16 protein-coding genes, 1 tRNA gene and 1 pseudogene are annotated in these 15,734 nt (G+C 59.3%); 15 read left to right on the top strand and 3 right to left on the bottom strand.

The window, feature by feature from the left end:
* Window positions 1–3 precede the first annotated feature (3 nt).
* From E4T63_RS01655 to E4T63_RS01630, 6 genes are all read left to right on the top strand, one after another.
* Window positions 4–2,226 carry an AsmA family protein gene (locus E4T63_RS01655; protein ID WP_134785212.1) on the top strand — a complete coding sequence of 741 codons (2,223 nt, stop codon included), beginning with the start codon at window positions 4–6 and terminating at the stop codon, window positions 2,224–2,226.
* Window positions 2,223–3,290 carry an A/G-specific adenine glycosylase gene (gene mutY, locus E4T63_RS01650; protein ID WP_135294766.1) on the top strand — a complete coding sequence of 356 codons (1,068 nt, stop codon included), beginning with the start codon at window positions 2,223–2,225 and terminating at the stop codon, window positions 3,288–3,290. The genes E4T63_RS01655 and mutY overlap by 4 nt, the downstream gene beginning before the upstream one ends.
* On the top strand, window positions 3,287–3,559 hold the full coding sequence (locus E4T63_RS01645) for an oxidative damage protection protein (protein WP_003220737.1): 273 nt from the start codon (window positions 3,287–3,289) through the stop codon (window positions 3,557–3,559). Before mutY ends, E4T63_RS01645 begins: the two co-directional genes overlap by 4 nt.
* A 103-nt stretch (window positions 3,560–3,662) precedes the next feature.
* Window positions 3,663–3,738: transfer RNA gene (locus E4T63_RS01640), tRNA-Phe, on the top strand.
* A gap of 264 nt (window positions 3,739–4,002) precedes the next feature.
* Complete coding sequence (locus E4T63_RS01635) at window positions 4,003–5,076, top strand: hypothetical protein (protein WP_135294765.1); 1,074 nt, start codon at window positions 4,003–4,005, stop codon at window positions 5,074–5,076.
* Window positions 5,077–5,146: 70 nt separating this feature from the next.
* On the top strand, window positions 5,147–5,938 hold the full coding sequence (locus tag E4T63_RS01630; protein WP_135294764.1) for a TSUP family transporter: 792 nt from the start codon (window positions 5,147–5,149) through the stop codon (window positions 5,936–5,938).
* 80 nt (window positions 5,939–6,018) lie between these two features.
* Here the strand turns inward: E4T63_RS01630 and E4T63_RS28625 are convergent.
* Window positions 6,019–6,218 (bottom strand): annotated as a pseudogene (locus E4T63_RS28625) (hypothetical protein); the annotation flags it as partial.
* A gap of 146 nt (window positions 6,219–6,364) precedes the next feature.
* Between E4T63_RS28625 and E4T63_RS01620 the strand changes: the two are divergent.
* On the top strand, window positions 6,365–6,715 hold the full coding sequence (locus tag E4T63_RS01620; RefSeq protein WP_135294763.1) for a hypothetical protein: 351 nt from the start codon (window positions 6,365–6,367) through the stop codon (window positions 6,713–6,715).
* A gap of 47 nt (window positions 6,716–6,762) precedes the next feature.
* Here E4T63_RS01620 and E4T63_RS01615 read toward each other — a convergent pair whose 3' ends face one another.
* Window positions 6,763–7,212 (bottom strand): carboxypeptidase regulatory-like domain-containing protein, encoded by a 450-nt coding sequence (locus E4T63_RS01615; RefSeq protein WP_135294762.1) that lies wholly within the window; start codon window positions 7,210–7,212, stop codon window positions 6,763–6,765.
* 243 nt (window positions 7,213–7,455) lie between these two features.
* Here E4T63_RS01615 and E4T63_RS01610 point away from each other — a divergent pair, with 243 nt between their 5' ends.
* The 3 genes from E4T63_RS01610 to E4T63_RS01600 are packed head-to-tail and all read left to right on the top strand — an operon-like array spanning window position 7,456 to window position 9,307.
* Window positions 7,456–8,406, top strand: coding sequence for an alpha/beta hydrolase family protein (locus E4T63_RS01610; RefSeq protein WP_135294761.1), 951 nt, complete (start codon window positions 7,456–7,458; stop codon window positions 8,404–8,406).
* Between the two features lie 28 nt (window positions 8,407–8,434).
* On the top strand, window positions 8,435–8,848 hold the full coding sequence (locus E4T63_RS01605) for a hypothetical protein (protein ID WP_098966730.1): 414 nt from the start codon (window positions 8,435–8,437) through the stop codon (window positions 8,846–8,848).
* Between the two features lie 6 nt (window positions 8,849–8,854).
* Window positions 8,855–9,307, top strand: a complete 453-nt coding sequence (locus E4T63_RS01600) for a hypothetical protein (protein ID WP_027611244.1) — start codon at window positions 8,855–8,857, stop codon at window positions 9,305–9,307.
* Window positions 9,308–9,377: 70 nt separating this feature from the next.
* Here E4T63_RS01600 and gabP read toward each other — a convergent pair whose 3' ends face one another.
* Window positions 9,378–10,769 carry a GABA permease gene (gene gabP, locus E4T63_RS01595; protein WP_135294760.1) on the bottom strand — a complete coding sequence of 464 codons (1,392 nt, stop codon included), beginning with the start codon at window positions 10,767–10,769 and terminating at the stop codon, window positions 9,378–9,380.
* A 552-nt stretch (window positions 10,770–11,321) separates the two neighbouring features.
* Between gabP and E4T63_RS01590 the strand changes: the two genes are divergently transcribed.
* From E4T63_RS01590 to E4T63_RS01570, 5 genes are all read left to right on the top strand, one after another.
* Window positions 11,322–12,095 (top strand): ABC transporter ATP-binding protein, encoded by a 774-nt coding sequence (locus E4T63_RS01590; protein WP_041071351.1) that lies wholly within the window; start codon window positions 11,322–11,324, stop codon window positions 12,093–12,095.
* Window positions 12,096–12,108: 13 nt separating this feature from the next.
* On the top strand, window positions 12,109–12,858 hold the full coding sequence (locus E4T63_RS01585) for an ABC transporter substrate-binding protein (RefSeq protein WP_134785208.1): 750 nt from the start codon (window positions 12,109–12,111) through the stop codon (window positions 12,856–12,858).
* Window positions 12,859–12,935: 77 nt separating this feature from the next.
* Window positions 12,936–13,631, top strand: a complete 696-nt coding sequence (locus E4T63_RS01580; protein ID WP_003220715.1) for an ABC transporter permease — start codon at window positions 12,936–12,938, stop codon at window positions 13,629–13,631.
* Window positions 13,628–14,317, top strand: a complete 690-nt coding sequence (locus tag E4T63_RS01575) for an ABC transporter permease (protein ID WP_007961692.1) — start codon at window positions 13,628–13,630, stop codon at window positions 14,315–14,317. The genes E4T63_RS01580 and E4T63_RS01575 overlap by 4 nt, the downstream gene beginning before the upstream one ends.
* Window positions 14,298–15,533, top strand: a complete 1,236-nt coding sequence (locus tag E4T63_RS01570) for a methyltransferase (RefSeq protein ID WP_135294759.1) — start codon at window positions 14,298–14,300, stop codon at window positions 15,531–15,533. The genes E4T63_RS01575 and E4T63_RS01570 overlap by 20 nt, the downstream gene beginning before the upstream one ends.
* The last annotated feature ends 201 nt before the right edge of the window (window positions 15,534–15,734 follow it).

Here is a 15,734-nt window from a genome sequence, read left to right as displayed (position 1 = left end):
CCCATGAAAGCGTTCGGCAAAATCCTGGGTCTGGTACTTCTCGGGCTGTTGCTGATCATTGTGGCGGCGGGCTTCGCCCTGACCCACCTGTTTGATCCCAACGACTACAAAGACGAGATCCGCCAGATAGCCCGCGACAAGGCCCACATCGAGCTGACGCTCAATGGCGATATCGGCTGGAGCCTGTTCCCGTGGCTCGGCCTGGAACTGCATGAGGCCAGCATCGCCACCCTGATCAACCCGACCGAACCGTATGCCGACCTGCAGATGCTCGGCCTGTCCGTGCGCGTGCTGCCGCTGTTGCGCCGCGAAGTGCAGATGAGCGATGTGCGCGTCGAAGGCCTGAACCTGCGCCTGAAACGCGACAAAAACGGCCACGGCAACTGGGAAGACATCGGCAAGCTGCCACCTCCCGCCACGCCTGCCGGCAGCCCGACGCCTGCCAGCCCGCCTGTTGCAGAGGCCGCCCAGCCGGAAAAACCGCCGCAGCCGATCCGCCTCGACATCGACAGCCTGACAGTCAACAACGCCCGCGTTGAATACAACGACGAGCAGACCGGCAAGCAGTACAGCGCCGAAAGCATCCAGCTGAGCACCGGTGCAGTACACGACTCGACCAACATTCCGCTGAAAGCCACGGCGTTCCTCAGCACCAATCAGCCTGTGCTGCGGGTGCGCACCGAGCTCAACGGCGAGCTGCGCATCGAACGCGCCCTGCAACGTTACAAGTTCGAAGACATGAAACTGTCCGGCGAACTGACCGGCGACCCACTACAGGGCAAGGCCATGACCTTCTCCGCCCAAGGCCAGATTTCCCTGGACAAGGCAGCGAACGTCGCCGAATGGACCGGGATCAAGATCTCCGCCAACCAGTTGCGTGCCCTCGGTGAGCTGAAAGCCAACGACCTCGACAAGACCCCGCAGATCACTGGCGGAATCTCGATCGCCCAGTTCGATCTGGCGAAATTTGTCGACAGCATCGGCCAGACGTTGCCAGCCATGGCGCCCGGCAGCCTGAGCAAGGTCGAACTGGTCAGCCGCGTGGCCGCCACGCCAACCAGCGTGGCCTTCGACAACATCAACCTGAAACTCGACGACAGCAGCTTCAGCGGGCGCATTGCCGTGGAAGATTTCGCCAAGCAGTCGCTGCGCGCGATCCTCAAGGCTGACACGTTCGACGTCGACCGCTACCTGCCGCCGAAATCGGAAAAAGCCAAAAACGCCACGCAAGTGCGTCAGGCCGAAGTCGCCAGCACCGAAGCCGATGCCATGGCCGGCGCCGGCAGCACACCGTTGCCGGACAAACCAAGCAAAAGCGCCTGGAGCACCGAGCGTCTGCTGCCGGTCGAGCGTCTGGCCAAACTCGACGTCGATGCCGACCTGACCTTCGGCCAGCTGACCCTCGACAAACTGCCGATCCAGAACGCCGCGCTCAAAGCCACTGGCCAGGGCGGCCTGCTGACTCTGGAAAACCTGCGCGGCGGCCTGTACAACGGCGATTTCGAAGCCAAGGGCACCCTCGACGTACGCCCGAGTGCGCCGGTGCTGAACCTGCAAACCAGGATCAACCGCGTACCGGCCGAGAAAATCCTCGAAAGCCAAGGCAAGAATCCGCCGGTCAAAGGCCTGGTCACACTGACCAGCAGCCTCACCGGCAGCGGCAACAGCCAGCAGGCGCTGATCGAAACCCTCAACGGCAACGCCAGTTTCGTGATCAACAACGGTGTGCTGCTCAACGCCAACCTTGAACAGCAACTGTGCAAAGGCATCGCCACCCTCAACCGCAAAACCCTCAGCGGCGAGCCACGAGGCAAGGACACGCCGTTCCAGGAACTCAAGGGCAACCTGACCTTCCGCAACGGTATCGCCAGCAATCCAGACCTGAAAGTGCGCATCCCCGGCATGACCGTCAACGGTGACGGCGACATCGACCTGCGGGTGCTGGGCATGGATTACCGCGTCGGCATCATCGTCGAAGGCGACACCAGCGCCATGCCGGATCCGGCCTGTCAGGTCGGCGAGAAATTCGTCGGCATCGAGTGGCCGCTGCGCTGCCGCGGCCCATTGGAACTGGGCGCCAAGGCCTGCCGTGTGGATAACGAACGTCTCGGCCAGGTCGCGACCAAAATGGCCGGTGACAAACTCAGCGAGAAGATCGATGAAAAACTTGGCGACAAGGTCAGCCCGGAATTGAAAAACGCATTGAAGGGGCTGTTCAAGCGATGACAGCGGAGCAGTTTTCCACGGCGGTGCTGGAATGGTTCGACCGCCACGGCCGCCACGATTTGCCTTGGCAGCAAGACATCAATCCGTATCGGGTGTGGGTGTCGGAGATCATGTTGCAGCAGACCCAGGTCAGCACCGTGCTCAATTACTTCGACCGCTTCATGGCCGCGCTGCCAACGGTGCAAGCGCTGGCCGAAGCGCCGGAGGACGAAGTGCTGCACCTGTGGACCGGGCTCGGTTACTACACCCGCGCGCGCAATCTGCAAAAAACCGCGAAGATCGTCGTCAGCCAGTACGCCGGCGAATTTCCGCGGGACGTCGAAAAGCTGACGGATCTGCCGGGGATCGGCCTGTCCACCGCCGGCGCCATCGCCAGCATCAGCATGGGCCTGCGCGCGCCGATCCTCGATGGCAACGTCAAACGCGTTCTGGCGCGTTTTACCGCGCAGGAGGGTTACCCGGGGGAACCGAAGGTCGCCAAACAGCTGTGGGCCAACGCAGAGCGTTTCACGCCGCACGATCGGGTCAACGCCTACACCCAGGCGATGATGGATCTCGGCGCCACGCTGTGTACGCGCAGCAAACCGAGCTGCCTGCTGTGCCCGCTGGAAAAGGGCTGCGAGGCGCACATGCTCGGGCTGGAGACACGCTACCCGATCCCCAAACCGCGCAAGGCCATCCCGCAGAAACGCACGCTGATGCCGATGCTCGCCAACGAAGAAGGCGCGATTCTGCTTTATCGCCGCCCGTCCTCGGGATTGTGGGGCGGCTTATGGAGCCTGCCGGAACTCGACGACCTCGACGACCTGCAACATCTGGCCGCCCAGCACTCGCTGACCATGGGCGAGCAGCAGGCGCTGCCAAGCCTCGTTCACACCTTCAGCCATTTCCAGCTGTCCATCGAACCCTGGCTGGTTCAGGTACAGGAAGCCAGCCATCACGTGGCCGAGGCCGACTGGCTCTGGTATAACCTCGCCACCCCGCCGCGCCTGGGCCTTGCCGCCCCGGTCAAAACCTTGCTCGAACGCGCGGCCGCCGTATTGAACGCAGGAGAGTCGTCATGACCCGCACCATCATGTGCCGCAAGTACAAAGAAGAACTGCCCGCGCTGGAACGCGCTCCTTTCCCGGGCGCCAAAGGTCAGGATATTTTTGACCACGTCTCGGCCAAAGCCTGGGCTGACTGGCAGAAACACCAGACCCTGCTGATCAACGAAAAGCGCCTGAACATGATGAACGCCGAAGACCGCAAATATCTGCAGGGCGAAATGGACAAGTACTTCTCCGGCGAGGATTACGCCAAGGCGGAAGGCTACGTTCCGCCTGCGGAGTAAACCCGCAAAATCGGGGGGCGGATCGTAAGCGACGGAATTAATTTAAGAAATTTTAAAAAAGTCGTTGACGTAAATCCGAAAAACCCTTTTAATGCGCCCCGTTGCCCAGATAGCTCAGTCGGTAGAGCAGGGGATTGAAAATCCCCGTGTCGGCGGTTCGATTCCGTCTCTGGGCACCAAATACCGAAAACCCTGAATCGCAAGATTCAGGGTTTTTTTTATGCCTGCGATTTGATCAAGCACGCCGCCCGCCTCTGCGAAGCACCGAACCGTCCCTGCGCTCCATATCAAAAATCTCCCCTTTCCTGAATTCTTTCAAAACTGCCAGAACGCTCCGTAGGCCCTAGCGGAAATGGACGACATACGCTCGCCCACGGTTTGGGCAGAATTGGACTCAGAGCTGCCGCGTAGCCCGAAGCAGATGCATAACAGGGATGTAACAGATGATTAGCAAGATCAAAGCCCAATCCACTGATTCATGCATTGGGCAAGAATCCAGAACCTTCACCTTCAATTGCCGGCAATCGGCATTGCTTCATCAACTCTCTATGGAAATCGCAGCCATCGGTGGACCGCAGGCTCCTGGTGCCAATTTCCTGACCTCTGCCGCGGCCAAAGAATTGAAGCCTTCCTTTTCGCAAGACCAATGTGCATTGCTCGAGGCGTATTCCGACAGCCTGTTCTCGGTGTTGATATTCGAAGGCCTCAAGACTATCAACACTTCCAGCCCTCCAGATGAACTCCCTGATCTAGCCACTCTGGAAACTCGTCCAGATGTTCTTTGTCTGGCTTCACGCAATCAGATTTTGTTGAAGCTGGTGGACAATGACGCGTTCGCTTACGACCTAGACAACGATGGGAAATTGGTACGGCTGGTGGCCAACTTCAAGGGAGGCGGCCTCACAAAGATCAAGGCGGAGCCAGAATCCAGAGAATTGAGTTCACACTCAGGCCTGGCGCTTGGCCCGCACACTGAAGCACCTTACTGGTGTGCCGTAGATGCAAAGGACGGGCATTCACCCTCCCCGTCTTCGCTAATACTTTCTGCGCTGTGGAACCCCACCCTTGAACCTACACGGGTCATCCCGCTCCCACCTATCCTCGAAAGAATTGGCGTCATCAACTGTCTGGCGCTGACCACTGAAAACTTCCAGTTCACTCGCAGCGACTCCTTTGTCAGTGGCAAAGGTGCAAACGGTCGTGACGTGTCGATTCTGGCTTTCGACGACAAAGTCGGGTTCTCGGCCCGATTCAACTCTTACCGCTTCTCGGTGAACAGTAATGTGTCGAAGTTTGTGAAAACGGCTTACTCCGCTCTTTGCCAACGCGTAGAGGAATCGACTCCGGCGGAGTACGCGCTGACTCAGGAATCAGCCATGGTCATCAATAACACCCGGGCACTGCACTGTCGCGATGTGATTAAAGACAACAGAAGAGTGCTGGTGCGTATTTTCGGACTCTCAAAATTCTCCACCCCGATTGTCATTTCAGAAGATCCATTACTAGTGCAGGGCTGATCTCCGCACTTCGGGTACGGAGCTTCTCGCAAGCAGAAAATTGATTGGTAACCATTAAAGAGGTAATGCAATGTCTTGGGACATCATCGGCATGCTGGCGCTCGTCGCATTTTGTGCCGGTTTTTTTGATGCGATTGCCGGTGGTGGAGGACTGATCACCTTGCCTGCATTGTTTCTGGCCGGTGTAGATCCGATCAGCGCGATTGCAACCAACAAGTTTCAGGCAGCATCAGCAACCATTTCGGCGACAGTGACTTTTGCTCGCAAAGGGTTGATCGAATGGCGTGAAGGACGCTTCCTGGTTGTCTGCGGATTTATTGGTGGAGCCAGCGGCGCCTTGCTGGTCAGTTCAATCGATAAACGATATCTGGAAGCTTGCGTGCCTGTAATGCTGATTCTGGTGGCGATCTATTTTGCGCTATCGCCGAAACTGGCCAATGAAGATCGGCGCAAGAGAATCGGAATTCTGCTTTTCTCTTTTACTGTCGCGCCGATCCTCGGTTTTTACGACGGAATATTCGGTCCCGGGGTGGGATCATTCTTTATCGTTGGGTTTGTACTGCTCTGCGGCCTGGGCATGATGCGGGCCATGAGTTTTACCAAACTTGCCAACGCCTCATGCAATCTCGGCTCGCTCTCTGTCTTCATCACCAAGGGCGTGATTATCTGGCCAGTAGCTTTAGCGATGGCGCTGGCTGCCTTCATCGGCGCACAGTTGGGCGCTCGTGCCGCTGTTCGGGTCGGGCCGAAGTTGATCAAACCGATGTTGATCGTGGTTTGCTGCGCCTTGGCCATCAAACTTCTGAGCGTAGAGAACAATCCATTGCGCATTGCCATAGCTCATACATTCGCTTCACTCTAAACGCTGCTTATCGATGCATTTATTCCTGATGAAAGACCCGCGCTCCTCCATGGGATCGCGGGTTTTATCGTTTCAGTCGATCAATAAGCTATCGACCAACTCAACGTGTACGTCCGCCCACCCCCGGTAATCGTAGAGATGTGCCGGGCCATGAGTCGGCAAGCAGGACAGTGTCGCGCGCTGCCCCCCACACCGTGCTGCATTCCTTGTCGAGCAAGTTCTGAATCTCTGCGCTGAAGGTGCCGATGTCGGTGTCGCGGCTGCCGAGCAGGTCGCTGGTGATAGTAAGGGAACGGATAGAAGTTGGTGTCTTCGTTGCGGTAAGGCGCTTGCAGGTAGAAGTACTCCCCTCAACGTCGACGGGTTTCAGCCAACGTCGATCCGCGCTACTTTGGCCGAACCTTATGGAAGAGGGGCATCCGCCCGATGAACCAGAAAAGAACCCGCGTGCCCCTGCCCCATCCGCCACCCTATCGCCAGTGCCGGATTGCATTCTGGCTGACGGTGCTGGTCGGCATACTGATCGCCTTCCTCATCGGTGCGTCGATTTACCTGATCATCCACAGCTTGATCAGCGGCTCCATCACCACCTGGAACCGATCGGGCCCACGCCATACCTACACCCTCGCACTGCAACCCCGGATGTTCTGGTTCGAGATCGTGTCGCAGTGCGTCGGCACCCTGTTTCTGATAGCCGTCGGTTGGATCGGATTATGGATCCACCGAATGGCGCGCGAGCCCAGTGACAAGCAGCAGGCCAAGCGTACGCGGGGATAAAGGAAGGCGCGGGATACCCGCGCCTCGATTCCTCAATGCACCCGACGTTATCCAGCGTCATTCCAGTGGAACACCAGATTGCGCGCAGTGCCGCTGCCAACGTCTGTCACGTCACGCCGTGTTTCGCCATTGCGCGTGGCGACCACGGTGTATTTACCAGGCGGCAATTGCACGTAGACCAGCGGACCCGCTTGGCTGAGGGTCAGCACGGTTTGCCCGGGCGACTTTTGAATCACCACATCGACATCAGCGGTGTACTGGTCTTGCGCGCCCACCGCGAACGTCATGTGCAGGTTGTAGCCGGGGGTTTGCTGAATGGCTTTTGACTCGTCCAGGCCAATCCCGCCGGACAGGTAGTTGATGCCGTTTTGCTGTTGTTGCTGGACTTGCACGCCGGCACTGTCGACCGGGTCCAGATTGGCCGCCTGCAACATCGCCGGAAAGGCCAATGCCGCCACCGCCGCGATGGGCAGCAGGAATGAAAGAACGCGTTTCATGATGACAACTCCCGGGCTCTTGTAGAGCCCAACCGTTACTCCTTATTTGATCCGGCCAGGGAAGCACGTGTTTTAGAATGATTGGAACTTGGCCAGGGTGCGAAAGGGACTAATTCGAGACGCACTGCGGCTCGAATTCACAGAGGCGCCAACCTTCAATCCGGAATGCACTGCGTTCCAAGTGATTGCGCAGCCGGGCGTTGAAGCTCATTCTCGATCCGTCTTCGCCAAGGCCAAGTCCATATGAATTCACGCAGTCCCGCGTTTACGCCCGACACCGCAACCGTGAACGAACCTTTCAAAGAAGCTGCCGCAGATGGCTTTATGGTCGGCGGCTTCACCTGGCGTCACGCCCTGCCCGATGCGCAACGCCCCGTAGTCATCATCAACGCCGCCACCTCGGTACGCTGCCGACACTATTCACGCTTCGCCGATTACCTGTTCGCCAATGGCTTCGACGTGATCACCTACGACTACCGAGGCATCGGCGAATCGCGTCCGGCAACCCTGAAAGGCCTTGAGGCTTCATGGACCGACTGGGGCGCGCTGGATTTCGAGGCGATGCTCAAACGCGCGCAACGGGAGTTTCCCGGCCAGCCAATCGATGTGGTCGGCCATAGCTTCGGCGGTTGCGCGGCTGGGCTCGGCGAGTCCGGGCAGGTCATTCGTCGACTGGTGACGGTCGGCGCGCAGTTCGCTTACTGGCGCGACTATGCGCCGGCACAGCGCTGGCGCATGTTTGGTAAATGGCATTTGCTGATGCCGCTGCTGACGCGGCTCTGTGGCTATTTCCCGGGCAAACGCCTCGACTGGCTGGAGGACACGCCAACAGGCGTCGTACGCGACTGGAGCACGCCTGCCGCGCGCTACGAGCAGCGTCCGAGCGGCCGCCGACTGCTGAAGGCAAGCGGTCGCCTGCCCTTCGCCAACGTCCGCGCACACACCCTGGCGGTCAGCATCAGCGACGACCCATACGGCACGATCCCGGCCATCGAACGCCTGCTCGGCTACTTCAGTCATGCGCACAAAACCCACTTGCGCATCGAGCCGCAGGACATCGGCGAACAACAAGTCGGACATTTCGCCTTTTTTCGTAGCGCATACCAAGCCACACTATGGCCCATCGCTCTGACCTGGCTGCAAACCGGCGAGCTGGCCCCCGACACACCCGGGCGGCCAGTGCCGCGCAGCTGAGCCCTTCCAACGCACGACGGAACACACCATGGCCTCCGCCAACAAGCAGCAAAAACGCGCCGCCCGGGCCAAGACCAAGGCCAAGCAAAACCGCAGCAAACGCGCCGAGGCGCCGGTCGAACTGGACCCGAACGATGACCGTATCGACTTCGAGTCGGTGGACCTGACCGAGCTGTTCAAGAGAATGATCGACGCCGAGAAGATCAGCCAGCAAGCCATGTGCACCGCATTCCTGGAAGATCCGCTGCTGGAGCTGGTTTACGAGCAGGAAGGCGAAGAAGGCGCGATGGACTTCATCCTCGCCGCGCTGATCGAGTATCGCCAGTGGTCCCAGGAAACCGACGAAGCCGGCGCCCTGGCGTGGATCGAATCCCCGGCCTTCCAGGCCGACTATGTGGCGGCGTCCGACGCGATTGCCGCACAAACCCAACAGAAGAACTGAGTTCCCATGGCATCCCTGAACAAGCAACAGAAACGCGCCAAACGCGCCAAGGCCAAAGCCAAGCACATCCGCATGGTCGGCCGTAAGCCGCTGGACCAGGACGACAACCTCGGGCATCTGGACGAGCCGATCCCGGAATACACCCTCGCAATGTTCAGCAAAATGCGCGACGCCGAAGCCGTCAGCCGCAACGAAATGCTGCTGACCCTGCTGCGCGAACTGGCTTTCATCATCGTTGACCATCCAGAGCTGCTGGACATGGAAAATGCCGAGAACGAAGGCATGGCCGCCACTCACCTGGCCGCCGACATGCTGATCGACTACCGCATGTGGGCCGACGGCATGGACATCGAAACCGCCCAGGCCTGGCTGACCGAGCCACAGTTCATCACCGACTTCGGGATTGCGCTGGATACTTACGGCAAGTCGCTGGACACCCAGGAAGACAAGGGCGAATAAACCCCGCGCACAAACAAAAACGGCCGCTCGTCATCACTGACAGCGGCCGTTTTGCATTACGCGTTACGGATCAGTTCAACACCACCGCACCACGGTTTTCCAGCTTGCGGCGGCGCGCCACCAGCAGGCCTGCGGCAACGACCATGAGGCTCAGCAGGCCGGTTGCGAGGATTTCCACGCGGTGGGCTTCCTGGAACAGCATGATAGTCAGGGCCGCGACGATGAAGATGATCACCGCGTAGGTCAGGCCCGGAAACAGCCACATGCTGAAGACGATTTTCTCGCCGCGGGCCATGCGTTGTTTACGCATGCGCAGTTGCGAGAACGCGATCACCAGGTACACCAGCAGCGCGATGGCGCCGGAGCTGGCCAGCAGGAATTCGAACACGGCAGCCGGGGCCACGTAGTTGGCGAAGGTGCAGAGGAACGCCGCGCCGGTCGACAGCATGACGGCCCAGTAAGGCGTACCGCTTTTGTTGACCCGAGTCGACATCGCCGGTGCATCACCGCGCTTGCCGAGGGAGAACAGCATGCGCGACGAGGTGTACAGCGCCGAGTTCAGGCAGCTGGTTACCGCGACCAGCACCACGATGTCGACGATCATTTTCGCGTTCGGAATGCCCATGCGCTCAAGCACGGTCTGGTAGGAACCGAGGTTGGCCAGCGTAGGATCGTTCCACGGTACCAGGGCCACAACGATGAAGATCGATACGAGGTAGAACAGGCCGATCCGCCAGATCACCGAGTTGGTAGCCTTGGAAATCTGCTTGCCCGGGTTCTTCGATTCCGCAGCCGCGATGGTCACGATTTCGGTACCCATGAACGAGAACATGGTGGTCAGGATTGCGCCCAGCACCGCGCCCATGCCGTTTGGCAGGAAGCCGCCGGAATCAAACAGGTGCGAAACACCGCTGACCTGGCTGTTCGGCAGGAAGCCGAAAACGGCCGCAAGACCCAGCGCGATGAAGCCGATGATCGCCAGGACTTTGATCAAGGCAAACCAGAATTCGAATTCACCGTAGTTTTTCACGCTGAACAGGTTGGTGACCGTCAGCAGCATGGTGATGATCAGTGCGAACGCCCAGATGCCGACACTCGGGAACCAGGCATGGAGGATGGTCGCAGCGGCGTTGGCCTCCAGCGGAATCACCAATACCCAGAACCACCAGTACAACCAGCCGATGGTGAAACCGGCCCAGTGCCCGATGGCACGGTCGGCGTAAGTCGAGAACGAGCCGGTGTCGGGCGAAGCGACAGCCATCTCACCGAGCATGCGCATCACCAGCACCACCAGGGTACCGGCGGCGGCGTAGGCCAGCAGCACGGCGGGGCCGGCGGCAGCGATCGCGTGGCCGGAGCCAACGAACAGACCTGCGCCGATAACACCGGCGATCGACAACATGGTCACATGACGCGGTTTGAGCCCCTGTTCGAGGCCATTGGAGCTTGGGGTACTGCTCATCGGAACTACCTTTGCGAGGAAAGCGATTGCGTCCGTCCTGTCTGGTTTTCCTTCTCGTAAAAAGAAACCAACAGGGCGTTCCAGATTCTGCACGCAATAAATGCGCCAAAATGTTTCAAACTCTTCTGGGCCGCGGTTTTCAGCGAGACCGGACAGTCATCGCAAGTCATTGGAATGAATGGCAATTCGCCAGAGCGTTACCCTGCGACTCACTTTTCAGACGATTCAGCGCACCAGAAACACACTGAAAAAGTGTGGGATGCACAATAAAAGGGCGATTCAGGAACGTTCGGCCGGATAGCGCTTCCAACACCCCGCCAAAGCTGGCAACATCGCGCCTTTTTTTACGCGACGCCCACGGGTTTGCACGATCAAACACCCGTTCGGTTGTTGATGGGGCGACAGTCTGCTGTGCCGATGCGACAACCTGCCACACGCCATCCGCTTACCGCCCGTAGCGCTGTTGGCTGCCATTGAAACGCTATGCTAGCTTGGCCGCCTCGCCAGGAAGGCCCGCCAACAGCAGGAGCGCAACATATATGAGGAACGCACATGGCTGAGGCCACGCCCGCGCTTGAAATCCGCAACTTGCACAAACGCTACGGACAGCTTGAGGTGCTCAAAGGCATCTCGCTGACCGCCCGCGACGGCGATGTGATCTCGATCCTCGGTTCCTCCGGTTCCGGCAAGTCCACGTTCCTGCGTTGCATCAACCTGTTGGAAAACCCGCACCAGGGTCAGATTCTGGTGGCCGGTGAAGAACTCAAGCTCAAGCCCGCCAAGAATGGCGAACTGGTTGCCGCTGATGGCAAACAGATCAACCGCCTGCGTTCCGAGATAGGTTTTGTATTTCAAAACTTTAATCTGTGGCCGCACATGAGTGTGCTCGACAACATCATCGAGGCCCCGCGCCGCGTGCTCGGCCAGAGCAAGGCCGAGGCGATCGAAGTCGCCGAAGCGCTGCTGGCCAAGGTCGGTATCGCCGACAAGCGCCACGCCTACCCGTCGCAACTGTCCGGCGGTCAACAACAACGCGCGGCGATTGCCCGCACGCTGGCGATGCAGCCGAAGGTGATTCTGTTCGACGAGCCCACCTCCGCCCTTGACCCGGAAATGGTTCAGGAAGTACTTAGTGTCATCCGCGCACTGGCCGAAGAAGGCCGCACCATGTTGTTGGTGACCCACGAAATGGGCTTTGCCCGTCAGGTCTCCAGCGAAGTGGTGTTCCTCCACCAGGGGCTGGTGGAAGAGCAAGGATCGCCTCAGCAGGTGTTCGAAAACCCGCTTTCGGCGCGCTGCAAACAATTCATGTCCAGCAACCGCTAACGGAGCAACATGCATGCAGAATTTTAAAAAGGTCTTCCTGGCCGCCGCCGTCACCCTCGCGTTCAGCGCCGGAGCCATGGCCGAGACCCTGAAGATGGGCATCGAAGCGGCGTACCCGCCGTTCAACAACAAAGACGCCAGCGGCAACGTGGTCGGCTTCGACAAAGACATCGGCGACGCCCTGTGCGCCAAGATGAAAGTCGAGTGCAGCGTGGTTACCTCCGACTGGGACGGCATCATCCCCGCGCTGAACGCCAAGAAGTTCGACTTCCTGGTCTCCTCGCTGTCGATAACCGAAGAGCGCAAGGGCGCGGTGGACTTCACTGACCCGTACTACTCGAACAAGCTGCAGTTCATCGCGCAGAAAGATAAAGAGTTCAAAACCGACAAGGATTCACTCAAAGGCAAGATCATCGGCACCCAGCGCGCCACCCTCGCCGGCACCTGGCTCGAGGACACTTACGGTAGCGATATCGAAGTAAAACTCTACGACACCCAGGAAAACGCCTACCTGGACCTGACCTCCGGTCGTGTCGACGCGATCCTCGCCGACAAGTACGCCAACTATGACTGGCTGAAAACCGACGCCGGCAAGAACTACGAGTTCAAGGGCGACCCTGTCGTGGAAAGCGACAAGATCGGCATCGCCGTGCGTAAAGGCGATCCGCTGCGTGAGAAGCTGAACGCCGCGCTGAAGGAAATCGTCGCCGACGGTACCTACAAGAAGATCAACGACAAGTACTTTCCGTTCAGCATCTATTGATCTGACCTGCGGGACCGGCGCCGTGATCCGACGGCGCCGGCTCCCGGCCTTGCCTGCCGCGATTTGAAAAGAAATCCATGATTATCGACCTCTACGGATTCGGCCCGGCCCTCGCCGCCGGTGCGCTGATGACCGTCAAACTGGCGCTGACGGCCCTGTGCCTGGGACTGGTGCTCGGTCTGCTCGGCGCATTGGCCAAGACTTCCCCGTACAAGCCGCTGCAATGGCTTGGCGGTACTTATTCGACTTTGGTGCGCGGTGTCCCGGAATTGCTCTGGGTGCTGTTGATCTACTTCGGTACGGTCAACCTGATGCGCAGCCTCGGTGAGTTCTTCGGCAACCCCGACCTGCAACTCAGCGCATTCGCCGCTGGCGTGATTGCGCTGGGCCTGTGCTTCGGCGCCTACGCCACGGAAGTGTTCCGCGGTGCGATCCTCGCCATTCCCAAGGGCCACCGTGAAGCCGGTGTGGCGCTGGGCCTGTCGAAATGGCGGATCTTCACCAAGCTGATCATGCCGCAGATGTGGCGCATCGCCCTGCCCGGCCTGGGCAACCTGTTCATGATCCTGATGAAAGACACCGCGCTGGTGTCGGTGATCGGCCTGGAAGAAATCATGCGTCACGCACAGATCGGCGTGACCGTGTCGAAACAGCCGTTCACCTTCTATCTGGTGGCCGCGGTCATGTATCTGGGCCTGACGGTGCTGGCGATGAGCGGCATGCACTTCCTGGAAAAACGCGCCGCTCGCGGCTTTGCGAGGAGCGCTTCATGAACTGGGAAGTGATCATCAAGTGGCTGCCGAAACTGGCGCAGGGCGCAACCCTGACCCTGGAACTGGTGGCGATTGCCGTGATTGCCGGCCTGCTGCTGGCCATTCCGCTGGGCATCGCCCGCTCCTCGAAGCTGTGGTACGTGCGCGCTTTGCCCTACGCCTACATCTTCTTTTTCCGTGGCACGCCGCTGCTGGTGCAACTGTTCCTCGTCTATTACGGCCTGGCGCAGTTCGATGCAGTGCGTAACAGCGCGCTGTGGCCTTACCTGCGCGATCCGTTCTGGTGTACTACCGCGACCATGACCCTGCACACGGCGGCGTACATCGCCGAAATTCTGCGCGGCGCGATCCAGGCGATTCCGCCCGGCGAAATCGAGGCGGCGCGGGCATTGGGCATGTCCAAACCCAAGGCAATGTTCTACATCATGCTGCCGCGAGCGGCGCGCATCGGCCTGCCGGCCTACAGCAATGAAGTGATCCTGATGCTCAAGGCCAGCGCGCTGGCGAGCACCGTGACCCTGCTGGAACTGACCGGCATGGCCCGCACGATCATCGCCCGGACCTACCTGCCGGTGGAAATCTTTTTCGCCGCCGGCGTGTTCTATCTGCTGATGTCCTACGTGCTGGTGCGCGGCTTCAAGCTGCTGGAGCGCTGGTTGCGCGTCGATGCCTGCCAAGGGCGTTGAAACTTCCCACGTGCTGACGGGCGAGGCCCTACTCGCCCGCTTCACCGCGCTGGATGCTTTTCTGATTGAGCATCAGGCGCTGTGGAAACCTCGTCCGTTCACTCATCTTTCGCTCCCATGGGAAACCGCCTACCCCGAATTGGCTTCGTGGCTACGCGGACGATCGCTGGAAGATGCAGAGCGTGCACATAATCATCCCGCCGATCTCGCCGATGCCCCGGAGCCGTTCGCCTCATTGGCGGCATTGTCGATTGAGCTGAGCGCGGTTGGTGAGCTACCGGAGCATGCGCTGGAAACCCCAGGCCACCGATTGAATGTCGATGTGCCGGGGCGCAAGTGGCAGCAGATCGAGGCGTTCGCCAGTCGCTTGTCTTTTGCCTCGCAGCCGACGCACTGGCTGGACTGGTGTTCCGGCAAAGGACATCTGGGCCGACGCCTGTTGGGTACGGGGCAACAACTGACTTGTATCGAATACGATCCGGCGTTGGTCGCCAGTGGTCAGGCATTAAGTCAGCGCCATCATTTGCACGCCCTGCATGTCGAGCAGGATGTACTGGCGGCAGACGCAGCGAGCGTTATAAGTGCTCAGCACACCCCGGTCGCCCTGCATGCCTGCGGCGATCTGCATGTGCGCTTGATGCAACTGGCAAGCGCTGACGGATGTCAGCAGATGGCCATCGCCCCGTGCTGTTACAACCGGATTGATCGCAGCGAGTATCAGGCATTGTCCTGCGCCGGCATGCGATCCGCCCTACAGCTCTCGCTCGAAGATCTGGCACTGCCAATGAGCGAAACCGTCACCGCCGGTGCACGGGTCCGACGTCAGCGCGACACCTCCATGGCCCGACGCCTGGCTTTCGATTTGCTGCAACGGCAAGTGCGCGGGATAGACGAATACCTGCCCACCCCGTCCCTGCCCAGCGCCTGGCTGGAAAAAACCTTCGCCGATTACTGCCGCGATCTGGCTGCATTGAAGGAGTTATCCACAATCGGCACGCCGAACTGGCAGGCACTGGAAGCCGCCGGTTGGCAGCGGTTGGCCGAAGTGCGCAACCTGGAATTACTGCGCGGACTGTTCCGACGACCGCTGGAGCTTTGGCTGAATCTTGATCGAGCCATTTTCCTCGCCGAACAGGGATACGTCGTACGCCTCGGCACCTTCTGCGACGCACCGCTGACTCCGCGTAATTTCCTGCTGTTGGCCGAGCGCGCTTGAAATCTTTACAGCCTGTGGATAACTCTGTTGATGGTTTTCCCGTGGATCCAATATTCACGGCCGTTAGACCGCTTAAACAGCATTGGTCATTTTTTGTTCATATAGATAAAAAACCGGTAAAACAGGGCTTTGCGCACAAAATGAGAACGTGTCCACAAAATCCCCTGCAATACTGCAGTTGCGTCGATCCGTTGTGCATAA

The sequence above is a fragment of the Pseudomonas fluorescens genome (genome assembly GCF_004683905.1).
Taxonomy (GTDB): domain Bacteria; phylum Pseudomonadota; class Gammaproteobacteria; order Pseudomonadales; family Pseudomonadaceae; genus Aquipseudomonas; species Aquipseudomonas putida_A.
This window is presented reverse-complemented; position numbering and strand designations above follow the sequence as displayed.